Below are 13,474 nucleotides of genomic sequence, written 5' to 3' on the forward strand. Positions count from 1 at the left end.
TACGCCTTGCTGAACTCGCGCTCGCTGAGACCCTTCTGAAATTGCACCTTGTTGCGCGCCATCGCGGAATCCTCTCGAAAACAGCATGTTCTGTTTTTGTTCTCTCAGAAAAATCAAGCTGACGCAAGAGCGAAACCAGGATGTCCTTTGGCGTTCTTCTGATCTCGCTAGACTGGTGACGTCGACGAATGTCGCCACAACGCCATCGATTTTTCCTTCTGTGTTCCGATAGGCCGTCAAGCGGCATAGAAAATGCGGCGTTCCGGCCACGTTTTGGTTCACCCGTCGCTCGATCAGCGTTCCCGTCTTCATGACGCTTTTGATGTCGTCTTGCAGTTCCGGATAATCGAGCTTGATCGCGAGGTCTCCCAACGGGCGGCCTTTGTCGGTTGCAATAATATTGAAGAGGCTCGTGACCGCGGGCGTAAAGCTGCGGATCACGAGATCACGGTCGAGAAAGATCGTGGCGACGTTGGTGCTCGCGAAGAGGTTCGTGAGGTCGCTGTTCGCCCGGTCGAGATCCTCCACCTTGGCCAGCAATTCCTGATTGACGGTCTGCAGCTCCTCGTTCAGCGACTGCAATTCCTCTTTTGTGGATTCGAGCTCTTCATTGCTCGACTGAAACTCCTCGTTGAGTGAAATAAGTTCCTCGTTAGCGGATTTCAGCTCTTCCAGCGCCGTCTCATATTCCTCAATGGTGCCTTGCAGTCTTTCGCGCGTGTCGCGCAATTCCGCTTCGATCGGCGATGTGTCAGCGGACTCCTGCGGTTGAGGCGCTTCGTTCGAATCGACCACCTCATCTTTCGAAAGTTCTTTCTCTTCGAAGGCAATGAGAAACGCGGATCGGCCATCGGCCCCATCCGGCAGAGGCTCGACCGAAAGCGAAACATGTTCGACATGATGATCGGTTTCGAAAGCGATATTATCGCGTGTCGCGGCCCGTCGCGTCTCGATTGCTTCACGTAGCGCGCTGCGCAAATCGAGACGCAATTCCTTGCGCGCCGAGGTCAGCAATTGCCGCGTGGGCACGCCATAGGGCGCTTCGAGAAATTTTGCCGTGCGCGCGGAGTAATGGACGATGTCGCCATCTTCATTGACGATCACATGCGGCGGTCCAAAACGATCGGCGATTCGCGCCTCCGCCGACTGTCGGGCGCCCATGCCTCCTGCCGCGACATGATCGCTCCGATGCGAGACGAAGGGAGCCGGGCGCAGGCCGTTAACGAACGTCGGCATGCGAGCCCGGGCGCCGATGTCGCGCGCTTGGAAGATGCAGCTCGTCTTGTCGACCGGCGCAAATAATTCCGAAAAGCGGCCGATCGTTTCGGCTTTTCCAAGAAAGAGAAAACCACCCGGTCGCAGCGCGTAATGGAGAGTCGGCAACGCCTGGCGCTGCGCATCGGCGCCGAAATAGATCAGCAGATTGCGGCAGGAGATCATGTCCATGCGCGAGAACGGCGGATCACGCAATATGCTGTGGACCGAGAACACGCAAAGATCGCGCACTGATCTGGCGACGACAAAACTGCCGGAGTTCTTCGTAAAGAACCGCTCTTGCCGCTCGGGCGATACGCCTTTCATCAGCGCGGACGGATAACGGGCGGCGCGCGCCACCGATAATGCGCGTTCGTCGATGTCCGTCGCAAAGACCGTGACGCGCGGCGACCCGGTTGTTTTGTCCATATGCTCGCGGAGCAGGATCGCGATCGAATAAACCTCCTCTCCAGTTGAGCAGCCGGGGACCCAAACGCGGATCGTGTCTGCGGCGCCACGGCCCTCGAAGAGACGCGGAATAACGATCTTCTCCAAAGCGTCGAAAGCTTCGGCGTCACGGAAGAAACTCGTTACATTGATCAAGAGATCGCGAAACAGCCGCGTCGGCTCCTCATGGTCACGTTGCAGGAATTCGACGTAGGCCAGTAGCGAATCGCAATGATTGATCTGCATGCGGCGATGAACGCGTCGTATGAACGTGCGCTTTTTGTAGCCGCTGAAATCGTGCCCCATCTGGGATCGAAGAGTGGCGTAGAGCATTTCGATCGACTTGGCGTCGGGATGGTCGCCTTGAGCGGCGCCACTTTCTGCAAGCGCATCGACCAATCCAATGCTTTGCCTGTTTTCTGACAGCTTCGCGGCCATGTCCTCAACGGGAATGGCATAGTCGACGAGACCGCTGGCGATCGCGCTGTCGGGCATGCCGGTGAAACTTGGCTGAGTTCCATCGCTCGATTGTGCAAGGACAAGGCCGCCCTGTTCCTTGATCGCTTTGATTCCGAGAACGCCGTCGCTGCCGCTCCCAGAGAGCACGACGCCGACAGCGTATTCCCCGCAATCCTGGGCGAGCGAACTGAAAAACACGTCGACCGGGCTGCGCTCGGCATGGCCGTGCTCGATCTGATGGAGTCGAAGAGTTCCTCCCTCTATCGTCAGGGATGCGTTGGGCGGCAAAACATAAATGCTGTTCGGCTCAACCTTCTGGCCCTCGCTCGCGACATGGACGGTCAAGCTGGTGTGGCGCGCGAGTATGTCGGTGAGGAAGCTTTCGCGATCTGGGGCGAGGTGCGTGATAATCACAAAGGCCATGCCGAGATCGGCGGGGACGGCTTGGAAGAATTGCTCGAGGGCCCGCAGCCCACCGGCGGAAGCGCCAATGCCAACGATAGGGAATCGAGAATCCGACGCCATAACTTCCGTTTATTGAGTTGATTCAGTCCCGCGCCGCGCCGTATTCGCGGCTCGATAAGAACCCGTTGCGCGAGGGGAGAACATAAGACGTATATGCCGCTTTTGCAGGCCTTGGAAAGTTCGCCGCCGCCTGTGATTTCAAGCGGTTTCCTGGAGGCCTGTCACTCACCCGGCGCAAAGCGCCCAAACGCCGTTATCGCGAAGGAATGCTGACGCTCACGGCGTAGAATGGCGCGCGGAGCGGCCGATCAAAAGCGCGCTTTTTCTTTGTGGGACCAAACTGGGCGCGTGGAATTCTAAACGGCCCTCACAGCTGCCCCGGGCGCCAGTCCGCGACGTCGCCGCTCAGTTCGAGGCCACTGTGCGCACGAGCTGCGACCCCAGGATGGGTCGCGCCCCGCTGATGAGTTGCAGATAGGCCGGAGACATCGGCGCCCGATCGGCCGCGAAGGCCTCGGACGGCGGCCGGCGCGGCGGCAGCGGCGCGGGCTCAGGAAGCGCATGCGCCTCTTCGCCGCCGCGCGCGAATCCCGGCAGCTGCCGCCGGTCGGCGACGACGACATGGATCGGATCGGTCGTCTGGCCGCCAGTGCTCGCAAGGGCGGTAGCGACCGCGGTCTGCACCTTATGCGCGATGTCGCCAAAGGCGGCGAGGCTCGCGCCCGATTGCCCATCGGGTCGCGCGCTGGCGACGCTGGTCGAAGCCGCGCGCTGCTGCTTGCGGCTCGCGATCATGGTCGGGCCGCCCTCGCAATTGCGCATGCCAAGAGCGATCAGCTCCGTCCCGGTCAATACGCGATATTCTCTTGTCAGATAGCCAAGACGCGCCTGCACGGTGGCAGGGTAGGAGGCGAACAGCCGCGACGAGACGCCGAGGTCGACCTCCCGGTTGATGGCGTTATAGGCTTGATGAAATTTGACCTTTGCGTCCGGATAGACGCAGACGTTCGGCAGGCTCAGCGCCAGCGTGCAGGCCGAGCGGCATTCATGCAGCCTGACCTCGCGGTTCTCGCGGCGATATCGTTCGGTGAGCGCTTCATAATCGCTGACGAGGCCGCCGACGTCCTTGTAGACGACGACCGGCGCCGGCATGGGGGGCGGCGACAAATAGCCCAAGACGCACCTCTACTCTACGCATTGCAGGCTTCGCTTCAGCAAACATTCACCATGTCGCGGTGAACATCGCCTTAAGGAACGACATCAGCCTCGGATGCCGACGCGAAGCCCTGGCGCGGGCCTTTCTTGCAGAACATTGCGGCGAAAATGGAATAGAGCGGCTGGGCGTCCGCCAGTCTTTAAAGACATTTCCCCCGTCGGCTCGACAATGGCCGTTGATTCCACCAGACGGCGGAAGTTCTGCTTGTGCAGATGTCGGCCAGCGATGGCTTCTACTGTCCGCTGTAGCTCAGTCAGCGTGAACTCGGACGCCATCAACTCGAAGATCACCGGCCGATATTTCATTTTGGCGCGCAGTCTGCCCATGGCTGTGGCGAGAATGCGGCGATGGTCATGGCGCATCGGAGTCCCGAGCGGCGTCAGCGGCGCCCGTTTCTCCGCCGATTCGCGACCATCGCGCAGCGCCTCCTCGAGAAGCCCCGCCTCGTAAAGAAGCTCGTAGCGCTCAAGGACGTTCTCCTCGCTGAACGCGCGTCCCTTGCCGCCAAAAAGAAGATTGACCCGCACCCGGCGCGAGACGCCTGAAGAGGAAACGGCGTCCGGCGCCTCGGCCACCCAGTCCGTCAATCCTGGCGCGATCGTTTCCTCGAGGACCACGGGCGGACCTTTGCGCCAATCCTCCCAGGGAAAGAAATCATGCCAGCTCCGCCAGACGCTTGCGCGCCGATCGGCGTCGTCGCGGATGCGCGTCAACGCCAAATAGCCGACCGAGACGACGTGCGGATCACGGTCGCCGGCGCGGGCGTGCCGTCCGCGATCGCCGAATGTATAGAGCTGCTCGACATAGCCCAGCGGCGCGCCGGTCTGCTCGGCGACCCATTCACGCAGGCCGATCTCGAAGGTGCGATGGCGGATCGGATCGAAGGGTCCGGAGGGAAGGGCGGCGACCCCCGCCGGCCCGTCCGCGCGCGTCGTCAGGATCAAGGGCTCGTCGTCTCGAACGGCGACGATTGCGGCGGTGAGGCCGATAGCGACGGGCGGGGATAGGGGCGCGAGCTCTTCGGCGGCTCGGCTAGGCGTCGGCGAATTCCAGGGCGAAGGGCGCTCCCTCATAGCAGTCGGTCCCGCGTCCGATCGCGGCGATCGCGGCGGACATTCGCCCGTTCCGCCCGAGCCTTTCGTCGGCGAGCGCGACCAGCCGTCTGTTCGGGGTCGCGGTCGGCGAGACGCGGCGCAGTTCGCGCGCGATCTCCATTTCGCTGCGACGCGGCGCTAAAGCACAGGCCGCGACAAAAGCCGCCGCGGGCGATCGGCTCACCCCAGCGTAGCAGTGTATGACGAGCGGCGCGGAGCGGTCCCATTCCTCAAGGAAAGCAAGCAGCCGATTGATATGTTCCTCGCCAGGGAGGACATGCCCTCCCCGCGGCGCGTCGATATCGGAGACAGCGATGCGCAAATGGCGCTCGCGGGAGATTTCGCAAGGCCGAACAAGCGACGCCCCGGCGGTAAGAATGGTGACAAGCGAGCGTGCGCCGCTTTCGCGCACCGTGTCGACCACCTTAGTCAGGGAACAGACGTACAGGCGCCCATTCGGCATTTTTCTCCCCGACGTTCTTCTTCAACTTTCGTCGACCGCCCGAAACCGAGCGAGAAAACGCGCCTGCGTCTCCTCAATGGGAGCCGGGGCGAGTTCGTCCATGAAGGGCTGCGGCGGGATCGCCGGGCGGCCGAAGATGCGCTCGGCTTCGCCCCGTGTAAAGCCCGCAAGCTGCACCGCCTCAAAAAAAGCGGCGGCGCGGTCGGCTTCCTTGCACAGGCGCCGCAGTGCGGGAGAGGGCGTCGGCGGCAGAGAGAAACGCAGGAGAATCGCGCCCAATATGCGGTCCTCGACGCTTTTGTATGCGTCGCCGATCACCGCCTTGAACGGGGAGATCATATCGCCGATCACATATTCAGGCGCGTCATGCAGCAACATGTAAAGCCGCTCCGTTCGGCCGATCGCGGGATCGAGCGCGCATGCGACCTTTTCCACAAGCATGCTGTGTTGTGCGACCGAGAAAATATGCGCGCCGACAGTCTGACCGTTCCATCGCGCAACGCGCGCGAGCCCATGCGCGATATCTTCGATCTCCACGTCGAGCGGCGAAGGATCGAGCAGATCGAGGCGGCGTCCGGATAACATGCGCTGCCAGGCGCGGGGCGCCTCGCCGGGCGACGGCCGCCCACGATTTTTCGTGGAAGGAGCCCGCATCGCGTCAGCCGCCCTCGCCGCCTGTGTGGCGATGGCAGCCCGTCAGATGATCGTCCACCATGCCGACCGCCTGCATGAAGGCGTAGACGATCGTCGGTCCACAGAATTTGAAGCCGCGCGCCTTAAGATCTTTGGAGAGGCGTTCGGAAAGTGGGGTTTGCGTCGGCACGTCGCTCATGCGCGTCCAGCGATTGACGATCGGTCGTCCATCCACGAAACCCCACAGATAATCCGAAAAGCCGGTCGTCGCCTCGATCTCCAGCCACGCCTGCGCCGAGAGCACGGCGCCTTCGATTTTTGCGCGGTTGCGCACGATTGCATCAATGCGCATCAGCGCCGCGACGCGCTTCTGATCGAATCTCGCGATCTTTGCCGGATCGAAGCCGTCGAAGGCCGCGCGAAACGCCTCACGCTTGCGCAGAATGGTGATCCACGAGAGGCCGGCCTGGAAGCCGTCGAGCGTCAGCTTTTCAAAGAGCGCCCGGCCGTCCCGTTCGGGCCGGCCCCATTCGTTGTCGTGATAGTCGAGGTAAAGCGGATCGACGCCGGGCCACGGGCAGCGTTGCAGCCCGTCGGGATGCGACACGACCGCGAGCTCGCGCCAACTTGCCGGCTGTTCCCGAACGCTTGCCAAGACTCACCCATAAAAAGCCGGACGAAAAAACGCCGTGCGCTCGGGCTTTATCGCGCGTTTGGATTGCGTTCACAACCAAGTTGGGACTATCGTCGCCCCCGGCGGGCGCAGATGGCGCGGGTCATGCTTCTATGCGCCGTCGCAGTTGTTGCGGCTCAGTTCGCGCCGTCGATCAATGGAGATTTATATGGGGATCCGTATCGCTGTTTCTTACGCTGCGGTCGGCGGCGCTCTGGCCGTCGCCGTCGCCCTCGCCGCGAGCTCAGGGGACGCGTATGCGCAGGCCAATGTATTGAAGGAATGCGGATCGCAATACCAGGCGGCTAAGGCGGCCAACGAACTCGGCGGACAAAGCTGGCAGGAATTTTTGAAGGCCTGTCGCGGGCGATTGGCGGAGCAGGCCAAGCCCGTCGAAGAGCAGCCGGCGGAAGCCAAGCCTGCCGAGGCGAAGCCCGAGACGCCGCCGCCGGCCGCCGTAGAGTCGACGCCTGCGCCGCCGCCAGCGACCGAAGCCAAGCCCGTCGAGCCGACCCCTCCGCCGGCTGCGACGGAGGCGGCCCCCAGCCCCAAACCCGCGAGGGACTCGAAAGCCGCGATGCGCGCGCGCCAGAAGAAATGCAGCGCGGAATGGAAGGCGAAAAAGGCGGAGCTCAAAAAGGCCGGTTCAAAAATCACCTGGCCAAAATATTGGAGCGAATGCAACAAGAGGCTGAAAGCCGAAGGCGAATAACGCTCTTCGCGCCTTTTGACGTCGCCCGGCGGCTCTCCGCCGGGCGTTTTTCATGCGCTCTTGCTCGGCGAAAGGCGTCGTGGCAGAGGAATGATGCTGATCGCTGAACGGGGGCGGGCGTTTGGATAAGGTCGAATTGCGAAAACTGCAGGCGTTCCTGCGCCGTTCGCTCGGCAATGACGGCGTTCGCGTCACAGTGGATCCGAAGAATCCGGACGACGCCGCCGTGCACCTTGGCGAGCGAAGGATCGCTTCGATCTCGGTCGACGACGAAGACGGCGATCGTTCCTTCGCCTTCGAGATGAAAATTCCCGTCGGACGCGAAGTGCTGCAGTCCTATTTGCGCAAGCTGTTCGAAAACGATCGCCTGTCGATCGTGGCGCGCGGGCGCAAGACCGATTCCGTCGAACTCAACGCCAACGGCGAATTTCTCGGCGTCATCTCCGCTGACGATCCGAAGCTGTCGAGCTTCACGCTGCAGGTCGCCATTCTCGATTTCGATCTCGAAGAAGAGTGACGCGCTGCATGAAATCGGGGCGGCCGTTCGATCGTTGATCCGGTTCCGGGCTTGCTTAGGGCCGGCCCCGCGCAGCTCAAAACCCCGGCAGTCGAAGCTCTGCGTGCAAACCGCCGCTGGGGCTGTCGTCGAGCTGCAGCGAGCCGCCGTAAGCGGCGGCGAGATCGACGACAATCGACAGGCCGAGACCTGATCCGGGCTTGGTTTCATCGAGACGTCGCCCACGCTGCGTCGCCGCGGCGCGCAAATGCGAAGCAAGTCCCGGCCCGTCGTCGTCGATGGTGACGCGCAGCGTCGGCCGCGACGCGCCTTCGACGCAGACGTCGATCGTCACCCGGCTCTTCGCCCATTTGCCGGCGTTGTCGAGCAGATTGCCGATCATTTCTTCGAGATCCTGGCGCTCGCCAAGAAAGCGCAGACGCGGATCGGCGCCGCCGGAAAAGATCACGCCCTTGTCGCCATAGATTTTACTGAAGGCGCGCAGCAAGGCCTCGATCGATGGCGCAATCTGCGTCGCGGCGCCGAGCGCGCCGCCGCGCGCCGCCGCCCGCGCCCGGTCGAGATAGAAGGAGATCTGATCGCGCATGATCTGCGCCTGTTCTTGAACTTTCCCGGCGAGTTGCCCGGGCGCGGAATCGGCCTCATTGACGATGACGGAGAGCGGCGTTTTCAGCGCATGGGCGAGATTGCCGACCTGCGTGCGCGCGCGTTCGAGAATGTCGCGATTGGCGCTGATCAGCAGATTGAGCTCTTCGGCGAGCGGCGCGACTTCGCTCGGGTAGGCGTCCATGATGCGCTCGCGTTCGCCGCCGCGGATCGACGCCAGTTCGCGCTGCAATTGCCTCAACGGCCGCAAGCCGAAGCGGACCTGGAAGGCGGCGCCGATGGCGAGCGCAATCGCGAGCGCCGCGAAAGCGACGATCAGCGCGAATCGAAAGCGGGCGATTTGCTCTTCCATCTCTTCGCCGCTGCCCGCGACCTGCACGAGATAGATGCCGACGTCGCCGACGTCGATGACGCGCTCGGCGATGCGCAGCCTGCGCCCGTCCGGGCCAGGCCCGTAGCCGCGGCGAAAGCCGCCGACCTCCGCTGCGACGCCAAGGTCTGAGAGCTTGGGCAGCGTGTTGGCGAAGAGCGAGCGCGACGCCTTGATGTCATGCGACTTGTCGTCGAGACGCGTGATCTGCCAGTACCAGCCCGAGCCCGGCAACTCAAACTGCGGGTCGCCGAGCTGGCCGGGGCCGGTGCGTCCCTCCTGTCCCGACTCGGACACGTCGGCGACGATGGCGCGCAGGTAAACGTCGAGGCGCCGTTCGAAAACCTCTTCAGCTTCGCTTCGGTAGTAGGCGGTAAGAAGAATGCTGGCGACGATCAGCACGACCGAACTCATCGCCGCCGCAGTCAGAAACAGACGCGCGGCGATGGAGCGAATGGAGACGAAGGAAAGGGGCATGCGCCTAGCGTTTATAGCCGGCGTCCTTTGCCGGCGCGGCCGCCATGTAGCCCAGCCCGCGCACGGTCTGGATCAGATCGACGCCAAGCTTTTTGCGCAACCTGCCGACGAAGACTTCGATCGTGTTCGAGTCGCGGTCAAAGTCCTGATCGTATAAATGCTCGATGATTTCGCTGCGGGATACGACGCGTCCGCTGTGATGCATCAGATAGGCGAGCAGCCGGTATTCGTGCGAAGTGAGCTTCACCGGCGCGCCGTCCACGACGACGCGGCCGGCCTTGGTGTCGAGTCGCACCGCGCCGCAGACGATTTCATTCGTCGCATGGCCCGTCGCGCGGCGCAGCAGGGCGCGGATGCGCGCCAGCACCTCCTCCATGTGGAATGGTTTTGAAACATAATCATCGGCGCCGGCGTCGAAGCCTTGCACCTTGTCGCTCCAGCGGTCGCGCGCGGTGAGGATCAGCACCGGCATGTCGCGTCCCGCCGCGCGCCATTCTTCGAGAATGGTCACGCCGTCCTTCTTCGGCAGACCGATGTCGAGGACGACGGCGTCGTAGGGCTCCGTTTCGCCGAGATGGCAACCTTCCTCGCCATCGAAGGCGCGGTCCACCGCATAGCCCGACTGCTCGAGCGCACGAACGATCTGGCGGTTCAAATCCTTGTCGTCCTCAACGACGAGCAGCCGCAATATGTCCTCCCGCGTGCGAGACTCAATCGCCTATAGAGCCGGCGCCTATAGAGCCCGCGCCTATAGAGCCGGCGCCTATAGAGCTAGAATGAGGCCGGCCGCTGAACGCGTCGACAAGAATCTTGACGATGTGGCCGTCCCGGCGCAGCAGACTGATCTCATAGATAAGTCCCTCGCCCAATTGGCACAGCCGCGCGCCGAGCGGCTCGGCCTGCAGCCGGAGGGCGACATCCCGCATGCATCGGAAAGGATCGGCGAGCTTCTGCGCCTCCATTTTGCTGCGCGCCTGCGCCATAGTGAAGCATTGCAGCCGCGCGGGAGCGTCTTCGGCGCGGCTGGCGGCGGCGCGCAGGCAGGCGACCGTCGCCGCGAGAGCGGCGACGGTGAGCGCCCGTCTCCAACAAGCTCCGGCGGCCCGCATGCGCCTCTCCCCGGCGCATAGTCGGCCGAAAGCCCTGAATGCGCAATGAATAGTCAAGAAATGCGGCCGCGCGCCTCAGCTCTCCGAGGCGCGGCAGGCGTCCCGCATCTTCTTGTAGTCGATGATCATGGCGGCGAGCGGCGCGTTTTGGGGCAAGGCGCGCAGCTGCTTCGCCGCAATCTTCTGCTCTTCGAGAGAATAGCCGACGAGCGGCGGACAGCCGCCGCCCGTCGACTGGCATGCCGCAAGAGCGAGGCTAAAAGCGACCATGATCGAGATCTTGCGAAACATCTTCAACGCTCCTGCGCTCAACCATGATTTCGGCCTGGCGCTTGGCGGCGCGCATATCGGATTCGGCGCGCCGCGCGTTCTCCTTAGCGGCGCCGCCGGCGACAAGTCGCGCCAACACGGCGCGCCCAAGCGCATAGGCGACGACGCCGGCCACCGCGACGAGACAGAGCGCGGTGAGCTTGGACATGTCAGGCCGTTCCCGGCGGCGTCGAAGTGATGCTGCGCATGATCGCCATCAACGCCGCCGAACCGATGGCGATGGCGCCGGCCTTCGGATCATTGAGAAAGGCGATCCAGTCGGTCGAGGCGAGCGCGCCAAACAGCGCGACGAGACCAGCGACGACATAGGTGCGATAGCCTTGCATTGGGAGCTCCTTTTTTGATGCCGGAAGCCGCCGGCGCGGTTTCACTTGCGGCCGAGGACTCGCGAGACGAATGATTCCATGGCGAAGGCGGGACCCGGATCGCGCTTGCGCGTCGGCGCAATGTCGTCATGACCGGCGATGTCGCTGATGCCGTAGGTCTGGCAGATGGCCTTGGCGATATCGACGGCGACGGAGATCTGAAGGGCGGGATAGATCATCCAGGGCTTTTCGCCGCCCCTATCGAGCTTGTGGACGAGCATTGCGACCTGGCTCGCCGGCACATTCTTTCCGTATGCGTCGGCGAATTTTCCGTTGGCGAGCTTCGTCAATGGTCCGGCGTTGGTCAGCTCAATGCCGACCGAAAAGGCGTTGCAGTTCGAGCGCCGCCTCCAAACGCTTTTGCCGGCGTGCCATGCGACGCGATTGAACGGCGCGAGCTGCGTCACCGCGCCGTCGAGATCGACGACGAGATGGGCGGAGGCTTTCGCATTGGGATTGCACAGCCAGGAAATTGCGCCCTTCGCCGACTGAGCGGCGGTGTAATGCATGATCAGCAGCGAGGGCTTCAAAGCGCCGCCGACGTTTGGCGTCGGCTTTTGAGCGACAGGCTTGTCGTTTTGGTGCAGGACGTGATTCTTCACGGCGAAGGCCATGGGCCGACTCCTTCTCTTCCGATGTCGTTTGTTGATGGGGAATCGCGCGCGACGCGCTTGATGTTTTGCGATCAGAAATATTCAAAGACGACGGCGTAGCCGCCGCCGCCATTGCCGCCTGCGCCGGAATTGGCGCCGTTCTGCGACGCGCCGCCGCCGCCACCGCCGCCGCCGCCAAGTCCCCCCGCGCCTCCGCCGCCAGGAGTCGTTGCGTGAGAACCTCCGCCTCCGCCGCCCGAGCCGCTTTGATTGAGAGGGCCAACGTCGCTGGCGTATGACGCTCCAGCGCCGCCGGAGACGCCAGCAGCCCCGCCGGCGGCTTGCACGGCCGCCCCGTTGATATAAATTCTCCCTCCAGCGCCGCCGGCGCTTGTTGCGTTGGCTGCGGTAATGCCGCCGCCGGACCCGCCGCCGGACGCCCCCGCTTCCGGACCAGATATGCCCCCACCCGCGCCGGACGTCCCCGATGCGGGGCTACCGCCGCCGCCCGAGCCAAAAGTCGCATTACTGACGCTAGACGCGCCGCCTGTAGCAGACCCGCCCTTTGCTTGGCCGACAGAACCCGCCCCACCAGTGGCGCCAGAGGCATTGCCTCCGACCGTCACCCCGCCGGACCCGCCGCCGCCAGAGCCGACCGCAAGGCCGCCGCCAGAGCCCGCGCCGCCGCCGCCGGCAAACATCAACGTCCCGAACGTCGTGCTGCCGCCGGCAGTTCCGTTATTTCCAGCCGTGCTATCGACGGTTTGCGCTGCGCCGCCATTGCCGCCCGCGCCGATCGTGACGGTGAGGCCCCCGCCGATCTGAGCTGCGGTGAACTTGCCTTTTGCAATTCCGCCGCCTCCGCCACCGCCTCCGCCTGAGGCGATTGCGCCGGCTGCCTGTCGCGCGCCTGCGCCGCCACCGCCGCCGCCGCCAAAAAGGATCACGTCAACAAAGCGCGTTCCTGGCGTCGGCGTATAAGAATCCGTAGCCGCAAACAGATGAACCTTCGCCGGGCCGCCGCTTGGAAAGGCGACTGCGCCTGTGGCGCTGTCGACGACGATCGCTTCCTTCCAGATCGAACCATCGGGCGACACTTTGACGTGGAAATGATCGTCGCCAATCAACCCTGTTTCGGCGCGCGCGGAATAGTTCGACTCGTAAAGTTGCGAGAGGGTGTTCGCCGCGCTCTCCTTGTTGAGCGCGAAGCGTAGATCGCCGGAGCCGCCTTCGCCGACGCTCATTGCGGTAAAGAGCGTCGCATTGAGTTTGGCGAGCAGCGGATTGGCGCCGTCGGCGGTCGCGCCGATCCCGAGCAGCGCAAGGTTTTGCAGCCGGCGCAAGGACAGGCCCCAATCAATCCATCCCGCGCCGTCATAGAGCAGCAGAAGCGATTCCGCTTCGACATAGGCGCGCCAGCCGGCGTGCGGCGAAAGAAAGGTCCAGCCGCCTGCGAGGAATGTCGCGATCTGATCGCTTCTGCCCGTGAAATCGCCGGTCGCGCCGGCGCCGACGAGCACACGGTCGCCTTCCGCCGGCGTCGCGGGCGGCGACGTCACGTCTCGCGCAGAAACCGAAAGCTGCGTCAGCGCGTCGATCAGCGCCAGAGCTTCATTGTGCGTGACGTGCTTTTGCGCTTGCGCCGCCTCGATGAAGGGCAGCGCAAGATGCGTGGTTTGCGTCATCGTTTT

16 protein-coding genes are annotated in these 13,474 nt (G+C 63.4%); 2 read left to right on the plus strand and 14 right to left on the minus strand.

The genetic code is table 11. The features are described from left to right. The 6 genes from ACR65T_RS09400 to ACR65T_RS09425 form a co-directional block, all read right to left on the minus strand. The coding region (locus ACR65T_RS09400; RefSeq protein ID WP_434496233.1) for a chemotaxis protein CheB at window positions 1–2,685 on the minus strand (2,685 nt) is incomplete at its 3' end. A gap of 345 nt (window positions 2,686–3,030) precedes the next feature. Beyond that, window positions 3,031–3,801 (minus strand): hypothetical protein, encoded by a 771-nt coding sequence (locus ACR65T_RS09405; protein WP_434496234.1) that lies wholly within the window; start codon window positions 3,799–3,801, stop codon window positions 3,031–3,033. An 84-nt stretch (window positions 3,802–3,885) separates the two neighbouring features. After that, window positions 3,886–4,914 (minus strand): NUDIX hydrolase, encoded by a 1,029-nt coding sequence (locus tag ACR65T_RS09410; protein ID WP_434496235.1) that lies wholly within the window; start codon window positions 4,912–4,914, stop codon window positions 3,886–3,888. After that, a complete protein-coding gene (locus ACR65T_RS09415; RefSeq protein ID WP_434496236.1) occupies window positions 4,874–5,398 on the minus strand; it encodes a tyrosine phosphatase family protein in 525 nt (174 codons plus the stop codon). The genes ACR65T_RS09410 and ACR65T_RS09415 overlap by 41 nt, the downstream gene beginning before the upstream one ends. 21 nt (window positions 5,399–5,419) lie before the next feature. After that, on the minus strand, window positions 5,420–6,052 hold the full coding sequence (locus ACR65T_RS09420; RefSeq protein WP_434496237.1) for a hydrolase: 633 nt from the start codon (window positions 6,050–6,052) through the stop codon (window positions 5,420–5,422). Between the two features lie 4 nt (window positions 6,053–6,056). Then, a complete protein-coding gene (locus ACR65T_RS09425; RefSeq protein WP_434496238.1) occupies window positions 6,057–6,638 on the minus strand; it encodes a DNA-3-methyladenine glycosylase I in 582 nt (193 codons plus the stop codon). A 235-nt stretch (window positions 6,639–6,873) separates the two neighbouring features. On the opposite strand from ACR65T_RS09425, the gene ACR65T_RS09430 reads away from it, so the two are divergent. Beyond that, window positions 6,874–7,416, plus strand: a complete 543-nt coding sequence (locus tag ACR65T_RS09430) for a hypothetical protein (protein ID WP_434496239.1) — start codon at window positions 6,874–6,876, stop codon at window positions 7,414–7,416. Window positions 7,417–7,537: 121 nt separating this feature from the next. Beyond that, the gene (locus ACR65T_RS09435) at window positions 7,538–7,933 is read left to right on the plus strand and encodes a DUF3126 family protein (RefSeq protein ID WP_434496240.1); all 396 of its coding nucleotides are present in this window, start codon (window positions 7,538–7,540) and stop codon (window positions 7,931–7,933) included. A gap of 76 nt (window positions 7,934–8,009) precedes the next feature. Here ACR65T_RS09435 and ACR65T_RS09440 read toward each other — a convergent pair whose 3' ends face one another. The 8 genes from ACR65T_RS09440 to ACR65T_RS09475 all read right to left on the minus strand — a co-directional run bounded on the left by ACR65T_RS09440 (window position 8,010) and on the right by ACR65T_RS09475 (window position 13,468). Beyond that, window positions 8,010–9,386 carry an ATP-binding protein gene (locus ACR65T_RS09440; protein ID WP_434496241.1) on the minus strand — a complete coding sequence of 459 codons (1,377 nt, stop codon included), beginning with the start codon at window positions 9,384–9,386 and terminating at the stop codon, window positions 8,010–8,012. 4 nt (window positions 9,387–9,390) lie between these two features. Further along, the gene (locus tag ACR65T_RS09445; protein WP_196393993.1) at window positions 9,391–10,074 is read right to left on the minus strand and encodes a response regulator transcription factor; all 684 of its coding nucleotides are present in this window, start codon (window positions 10,072–10,074) and stop codon (window positions 9,391–9,393) included. Between the two features lie 22 nt (window positions 10,075–10,096). After that, window positions 10,097–10,495: a PepSY domain-containing protein gene (locus ACR65T_RS09450; protein WP_434496242.1), complete on the minus strand. Its 399-nt coding sequence runs from the start codon at window positions 10,493–10,495 to the stop codon at window positions 10,097–10,099. Window positions 10,496–10,570: 75 nt separating this feature from the next. Further along, window positions 10,571–10,765, minus strand: coding sequence for a hypothetical protein (locus ACR65T_RS09455; protein ID WP_434496243.1), 195 nt, complete (start codon window positions 10,763–10,765; stop codon window positions 10,571–10,573). Next, window positions 10,752–10,973, minus strand: coding sequence for a hypothetical protein (locus ACR65T_RS09460; RefSeq protein ID WP_434489855.1), 222 nt, complete (start codon window positions 10,971–10,973; stop codon window positions 10,752–10,754). Before ACR65T_RS09460 ends, ACR65T_RS09455 begins: the two co-directional genes overlap by 14 nt. 1 nt (window position 10,974) lies before the next feature. Further along, window positions 10,975–11,151, minus strand: coding sequence for a hypothetical protein (locus ACR65T_RS09465; RefSeq protein ID WP_434496244.1), 177 nt, complete (start codon window positions 11,149–11,151; stop codon window positions 10,975–10,977). A 41-nt stretch (window positions 11,152–11,192) separates the two neighbouring features. Further along, window positions 11,193–11,804: an N-acetylmuramoyl-L-alanine amidase gene (locus ACR65T_RS09470; RefSeq protein WP_434496245.1), complete on the minus strand. Its 612-nt coding sequence runs from the start codon at window positions 11,802–11,804 to the stop codon at window positions 11,193–11,195. Between the two features lie 71 nt (window positions 11,805–11,875). Then, window positions 11,876–13,468, minus strand: a complete 1,593-nt coding sequence (locus tag ACR65T_RS09475) for a DUF2793 domain-containing protein (RefSeq protein ID WP_434496246.1) — start codon at window positions 13,466–13,468, stop codon at window positions 11,876–11,878. Window positions 13,469–13,474 lie beyond the last annotated feature (6 nt).

Origin of the sequence: Methylocystis sp., from assembly GCF_051061285.1 — a bacterium.
Taxonomy (GTDB): Bacteria; Pseudomonadota; Alphaproteobacteria; order Rhizobiales; family Beijerinckiaceae; genus Methylocystis.

Bases quoted from the DNA above. Each gene is read 5' to 3' on its own strand.
- ACR65T_RS09415 (WP_434496236.1), bottom strand. From the start codon at position 5,398: ATGCCGAATGGGCGCCTGTACGTCTGTTCCCTGACTAAGGTGGTCGAC.
- ACR65T_RS09465 (WP_434496244.1), bottom strand. From the start codon at position 11,151: ATGCAAGGCTATCGCACCTATGTCGTCGCTGGTCTCGTCGCGCTGTTT.
- ACR65T_RS09475 (WP_434496246.1), bottom strand. From the start codon at position 13,468: ATGACGCAAACCACGCATCTTGCGCTGCCCTTCATCGAGGCGGCGCAA.
- ACR65T_RS09455 (WP_434496243.1), bottom strand. From the start codon at position 10,765: ATGGTCGCTTTTAGCCTCGCTCTTGCGGCATGCCAGTCGACGGGCGGC.
- ACR65T_RS09430 (WP_434496239.1), top strand. From the start codon at position 6,874: ATGGGGATCCGTATCGCTGTTTCTTACGCTGCGGTCGGCGGCGCTCTG.
- ACR65T_RS09440 (WP_434496241.1), bottom strand. From the start codon at position 9,386: ATGCCCCTTTCCTTCGTCTCCATTCGCTCCATCGCCGCGCGTCTGTTT.
- ACR65T_RS09470 (WP_434496245.1), bottom strand. From the start codon at position 11,804: ATGGCCTTCGCCGTGAAGAATCACGTCCTGCACCAAAACGACAAGCCT.
- ACR65T_RS09420 (WP_434496237.1), bottom strand. From the start codon at position 6,052: ATGCGGGCTCCTTCCACGAAAAATCGTGGGCGGCCGTCGCCCGGCGAG.
- ACR65T_RS09450 (WP_434496242.1), bottom strand. From the start codon at position 10,495: ATGCGGGCCGCCGGAGCTTGTTGGAGACGGGCGCTCACCGTCGCCGCT.
- ACR65T_RS09460 (WP_434489855.1), bottom strand. From the start codon at position 10,973: ATGTCCAAGCTCACCGCGCTCTGTCTCGTCGCGGTGGCCGGCGTCGTC.
- ACR65T_RS09410 (WP_434496235.1), bottom strand. From the start codon at position 4,914: ATGAGGGAGCGCCCTTCGCCCTGGAATTCGCCGACGCCTAGCCGAGCC.